General features: G+C 45.2%; 5 protein-coding genes and 4 tRNA genes. 2 read left to right on the forward strand and 7 right to left on the reverse strand.

Annotated elements, in window-relative coordinates; translation table 11 throughout:
* Nucleotides 1–79: 79 nt before the first annotated feature.
* From AB1797_12945 to AB1797_12965, 5 genes are all read right to left on the reverse strand, one after another.
* Nucleotides 80–156 (reverse strand) — tRNA-Met (locus AB1797_12945).
* Nucleotides 157–218: 62 nt separating this feature from the next.
* Nucleotides 219–293 (reverse strand) — tRNA-Met (locus AB1797_12950).
* A gap of 90 nt (nucleotides 294–383) precedes the next feature.
* A tRNA-Met gene (locus AB1797_12955) sits at nucleotides 384–458 on the reverse strand.
* A gap of 224 nt (nucleotides 459–682) precedes the next feature.
* Nucleotides 683–770: transfer RNA gene (locus tag AB1797_12960), tRNA-Leu, on the reverse strand.
* 248 nt (nucleotides 771–1018) lie between these two features.
* Nucleotides 1019–1231, reverse strand: a complete 213-nt coding sequence (locus AB1797_12965; protein ID MEW5768497.1) for a hypothetical protein — start codon at nucleotides 1229–1231, stop codon at nucleotides 1019–1021.
* A 145-nt stretch (nucleotides 1232–1376) separates the two neighbouring features.
* On the opposite strand from AB1797_12965, the gene AB1797_12970 reads away from it, so the two are divergent.
* Entirely contained in the window at nucleotides 1377–2033 is a 657-nt protein-coding gene (locus tag AB1797_12970) for a class I SAM-dependent methyltransferase (protein ID MEW5768498.1), read from the forward strand.
* Here AB1797_12970 and AB1797_12975 read toward each other — a convergent pair.
* Both AB1797_12975 and AB1797_12980 read right to left on the reverse strand, forming a co-directional pair.
* The gene (locus tag AB1797_12975) at nucleotides 1995–3941 is read right to left on the reverse strand and encodes a glycosyltransferase (protein MEW5768499.1); all 1947 of its coding nucleotides are present in this window, start codon (nucleotides 3939–3941) and stop codon (nucleotides 1995–1997) included. The genes AB1797_12970 and AB1797_12975 overlap by 39 nt on opposite strands.
* Before the next feature lie 115 nt (nucleotides 3942–4056).
* On the reverse strand, nucleotides 4057–4866 hold the full coding sequence (locus AB1797_12980) for a glycosyltransferase (protein ID MEW5768500.1): 810 nt from the start codon (nucleotides 4864–4866) through the stop codon (nucleotides 4057–4059).
* 15 nt (nucleotides 4867–4881) lie between these two features.
* Here AB1797_12980 and AB1797_12985 point away from each other — a divergent pair, with 15 nt between their 5' ends.
* On the forward strand, nucleotides 4882–5070 hold the full coding sequence (locus AB1797_12985) for a hypothetical protein (protein ID MEW5768501.1): 189 nt from the start codon (nucleotides 4882–4884) through the stop codon (nucleotides 5068–5070).
* The last annotated feature ends 93 nt before the right edge of the window (nucleotides 5071–5163 follow it).

The following is a 5163-nucleotide window of genomic DNA, read 5'->3' on the forward strand; positions in this document are numbered from 1 at the left end:
CCCGCTTAGGTTTTGTTCCATCGTTACCATATTTCTCTTTGATCTCGACAGCCAGCTAAAACTTAAAACTGTTAAAGGCTGGTAGCGGTGCAGGGATTCGAACCCCGGACGCCGCGGATATGAGCCGCGTGCTCTAACCACCTGAGCTACACCGCCACAACTTGAAACCCGACGACCCGCCACGCCACCGGGTGCCCCGAACTCGGAACCTGATTATTTGGTTGCGGGGACGGGATTTGAACCCGTGACCTTTGGGTTATGAGCCCAACGAGCTACCACTGCTCCACCCCGCGACGTATTATAGATGTCAGACGTCAGAAGCCAGATTATACAGACTCACTCCCCTCTCTCTTCTGACCTCTGTCTTCTGTCCTCTGATTATTTGGTTGCGGGGACGGGATTTGAACCCGTGACCTTTGGGTTATGAGCCCAACGAGCTACCACTGCTCCACCCCGCGACGATAATTGTTAATTGTTAGTAACTATTCAGCCACTGATTAACACGGATTAGCATAGATAAATAGAATGAGTTTAAAATATTAAAAAATAACAGAGGACATTATCCCAGGAGCATTTGAAGTTTACAATTTGGAAGAGAAAGAGTTGAATTTAAACGCTTCATATATAAAGAAATCAGTGTTTCATCCGTGTAAATCCGTGGCTAAATAGTTACAATTGTTATTGGTGCCGAGGGCCGGACTCGAACCGGCACGAGGCATAGCCCCAACGGATTTTAAGTCCGTGGCGTCTACCAATTCCGCCACCCCGGCTTAGGCACCCTCTAAGTAATTACTGACCTCTGAGAAGATACGGAAATTATGCCCCTCCTTAATTAGAGCCTATCCCAAAACCTCGGCGCGATGAAAGCCGATAAAAGAGACAGCTACAACTGCCGATAGATAGAGGCCGCCCCTCGTCGCTCCCTAACGTTCGCGGCTCGGATCGGTTTTGGGATAGGCTTTTAGTCAATAGGCTTTGTTACTTCTCTAATTTATTCTACTATAAAATATTGACCCTGTCAAGAAAAAATATCACCTCGATGTAGGGCAATCGCCGCCAATTTATCGACCTGCAGGGTTAGAAGTTTTCGTCCAAGACCGCTAAAATGCTGATGAGAATAGCACCCCAATTTATCGGGGTGAATCGGTAAAGAATAACGACTCAGGGTAACCGCTTGAAATCTTAAGGCGATTGCCCGGTGAGGCGTCAGCTTTCTGCTTGACTTAACCATTGATATATACTATAATGTAATTCTGGGGGAGAGGTAAATAGCCTGTTTTCATTCAAGATAGACAGAAACGCACTATTTACCTGACCAGGGAGCGATGGGCACATGCCCTTGATCAATTGAGAAAGATACGAGATAGTTTCTAAATATGGAAGCCAAACAAAAGGTCATTCTTTACGAGAAGACACGCTATTCAAAGCCAGATCAATGGCTTGTAAACAGCAGAGAGAAGCAGATAGTGAGGAAAATCCTGAAGAAGATAAACCTTCGGGCAGATAGCCTCCTGGATATCCCTTGTGGATATGGAAGGTTCACCTCCCTTTTCCTTAAAGAAGGACTTTCCGTCACCTGTTCTGACCTCTCGAAGGCTATGGTAGATAGATGTAAAGAGAATGTGACCACGGATCGCCCCCAAGAGAACCGGGGACAGATCAGTAGATTTGCCGTCAGCGACATCCGAAAACTCCCCTTTAAGGAGAACTCTTTCGACTGTACCTTTACCTTCAGGTTGGTTCAACATATCCCCTCGCCAGAAGAGAGAAAAAAACTGCTCCAGGAATTATCAAGAGTGACCAGGCGATGGGCGATAATTTCCTTCTACCGTCCCAGTCTGTTTCACATTTTGGCCCGAAAGATCAGAGGGTTGAAACACGGCATCAATATGCTCCTTCAGAAGGAATTCGTTAGAGAGGCAGAAAGTTGTAATCTGAAAGTGAAGGCAGTCTATCCTATCTTTCCTGGTTTACATGCCCAGGTTATATGCCTTTTAGAAAAATCTGAAAATCCGCTTCCTGAGCTTTTTTAGTCTCCTTTCTATCTGGATGAGGGTTATCCTCAACGACAGTATCCATGGCCGGCTTTCCTCTCTAAAGTAAAATCTGAAGAAAAGCTCCCTGTCCGGGTTGTCCGGGAAATCCATCCGCGCCAGGTCTTCAATCCTCAGGAGGAAGGAGAGCTTTCTCTTCTTCACTCTGGAGCGGTTCAAGTCCACCAGGTAAAGCTGTCCGTCCTTCATCAGGAAATTGCCCAGGGTGAGATCCTGGTGAAAGAGGCCAGAATCGTGCATTCTCTTTACATAACCGGCTAAAAATTGGAGGGTTTTTTTGGCCCCTTCTTCTCCCTCAGGCCGCCGTCTGAGGTAACTCCTCAAAGTCGGGACTTCCCCTAAGGACTCCGTAATATAGCAGGCTCTCTTCACAAAACCCCATTCTCTCTGCTCGAAGGCCCCTAAGGGCTTTGGAGTTGGAAGATTGTGGTCCAGGAGATGGTTGGCCACCCTTAAGGAAGAGATAGCCTTAGACTTAACCAGGGGACTTTTGAGGAAATGGAAGAGATTACGCCATCCGAAGCTTTTTACCACCACCTTAATCTCTTTCCCCTCTCCCGCCGCCTCTGGATAAACCGGGGTAAGCGGCACTTCAGCCACGACATTAGGGAAGTGGTTAAAGATCGTTAGGGCCTTATCCTTAAGGGAATCTATATCCTGGAGGAGGTTTAAGACCTCAGGATGGGATGGATCATAAAACCCTTTCCACCTTCCAGACTGAATAAAGTAATAAGAGCCAACCTGCGGCGCCATATATCCTTCACCTCCGCCGGCCTGCGAGGGCTGAGGAAATGTTTCCGCCAGTAACTTAGTATATACTTCTTCCGTCTTACTAATCATTGCCTCTTTACTAAATTCTTTCACCATCTCTTTACCCTTAATGCTCATTTGGTTAGCTAAGACTTTATCTTTAAGTAATCTTATGATCGCTTCGGCTAAACTTTTAGGGTCTTGTGGCGGAACAAGCAAGCCATTTACACCATCTTTAATAATTTCAGGAACACCACCAGTTCTGGTGGCCACTATGGGCACGCCGGCGGCTTGAGCATCCAAGAGTGAGGTGCAAAGTCCTTCTAAGTAGGAAGATAACACAAATAGGTCTAAGATAGTTAAAATCTGGATCACGTCTTCTCTGAACCCCAAGAATCTAACTTTATCATCTATACCCTGCTCTTGGCATAACACTTCAAGATCCTTCCTTAATTCTCCTTCCCCAACAACTAAATATTTTACCCGGGGTAGGCGCGATGAAACTATCGAAGCCGCCTTTAAGAAATTGGCGTGGTCTTTATGGGGCGCTAAAGCAGCAATTATGCCTGCTATTGGCTGAGTTGGGTCCAGTCCAAGCTCTGGATACAAATACTCAGCCTTCCCCTTAACCTCAAACCGGCTTAGATCAATACCACTATGAACAACTTCAATCTTTTCCTCAGCCAGCCCATCTTGTATTAACACCTGCTTAATCCCTGAAGAAATCGCCATTATTCTGTCTATCCCCCATCGGTACTTAAAATAACTTATCGGATTCTTTTTAATATGAAAGTCTACTCGTCTGGAAAGCACCACCTTTGGTCTGGAATTAAAAGTAAATGCGAGAGCTATTTGAGCCAAAGTATGGGCATGGGCTGAATGGATATGAATAATTTGCGGCTTTTCCTTGTGGATAAGCCGGGCTATTTGCCAGGCGGAGGCCATATCCCATTCTCCCCGCATCTTTACTGGATAAGTGGTTAAGCCTGACCGTTGACATTTTTTAAAAAGAGGCGCTTCTTTGGGGCAGGTTACAGCTACATGGTGACCGCGTTCTTTAAGTCCAGAGGCCAGGTAAAATACCTGGGCCTGTCCCCCACGCCAGGTCTTTTCTGAATCTAAGTGAAGTATCTTCATAGCTGAGATTTCTATCGCTCTCTCCTGTAACTACTCAGGTAGAGGCTGTAGGCAGTTAGAGTCTATCCCAAAACCTCGGCGCGATGAAAGCCGATAACAGCCTTCAGCCTACAGTCTAAACAACCTGAGTAGTTACCTGATAATTATCAATCTGTTCCAGTCCATTATCACACATAATTTGATAAACAATCTCTTCAGGAATATATTTCCGCTCCTGGTTATAATTAGGCGCTATTTTTTCGTGATACTGATGATAAACAATAGCCCCATAACGGGCTGATTTTAGTTTCAGCCCCTTTTTGGTAAATCTATCATGGATATGGCAGTCTTCTCCTCCCACAGGCCCCAGACAATCATTATAAAACCCGTTTATTTCGACTAAATCTTTTTTCCAGCAGGACCAATTACAGCCTTTTATTCCATTAACCGAGATCCTTTGTCTGATAAAATCAGGCAGGATAATCCCCTCTTCCCACCTGGTGCAATTATGAATCAATTTAAGAAAACTAATCTGCTTCGATAAGGAAGTATGGAGATTTATCTGCTGCGAAAAACACTCCTTTAAAAAAACCCTTCTACCTCCCAAATATTTCCCTGGTTCTCTTAAAATACAGTGATATTTCACAAAGTCTTTATGCGGAATACAATCGCCATCCAGAAAGATCAAGTAATCACTCGTAGACGCCAGTACCCCTTTATTTAAAACAATCGTCTTTTGAAAGCCTACATCTTTATACCAGACATAATTATACCTTAATTTTAATTCCTCTAAGTAATTTTTTATCTGCCCCCGGGTTTCTTCGGTTGAACCGTCATCGCATATTATTACTTCAAAGTCTTTCTCACTTTGATGGCTTAAACCAAATAAGGTTTTTTTGACAAATTCAACCTTATTATAAATAGAGACCAATACAGATGCTTTCATAGCCCGGCCTACTCGATGCTGGATGCTCGATACTCGATGCTGGATGCTCGAGGCTCGATGCTCGAGGCTCGATGCTCGATACTCGATGCTGGAGGCTGGATGCTCGATACTGGAACCGACATCGACGATCCTCACTCGACTGATGTCCTCCGCCCTCAATATCTCAAATCTCGTAACCGTTCAGCCACAGATGCACACAGATGAAACACGGAAAATCCGTGAGCCGTGTCCGTGATTCGGGTCTGTCCTTAGGCTGTAGGGACAACCCTTGTGGTTGTCCGTCTACGGAACGGACAT

The organism is bacterium, assembly GCA_040753085.1.
Lineage (GTDB): Bacteria > UBA9089 > JASEGY01 > JASEGY01 > JASEGY01 > JASEGY01.

Coding starts and splice junctions, on each gene's coding strand:
- AB1797_12965 (MEW5768497.1), bottom strand. CDS start 1,231: ATGGTTAAGTCAAGCAGAAAGCTGACGCCTCACCGGGCAATCGCCTTA.
- AB1797_12970 (MEW5768498.1), top strand. CDS start 1,377: ATGGAAGCCAAACAAAAGGTCATTCTTTACGAGAAGACACGCTATTCA.
- AB1797_12975 (MEW5768499.1), bottom strand. CDS start 3,941: ATGAAGATACTTCACTTAGATTCAGAAAAGACCTGGCGTGGGGGACAG.
- AB1797_12980 (MEW5768500.1), bottom strand. CDS start 4,866: ATGAAAGCATCTGTATTGGTCTCTATTTATAATAAGGTTGAATTTGTC.
- AB1797_12985 (MEW5768501.1), top strand. CDS start 4,882: ATGCTGGATGCTCGATACTCGATGCTGGATGCTCGAGGCTCGATGCTC.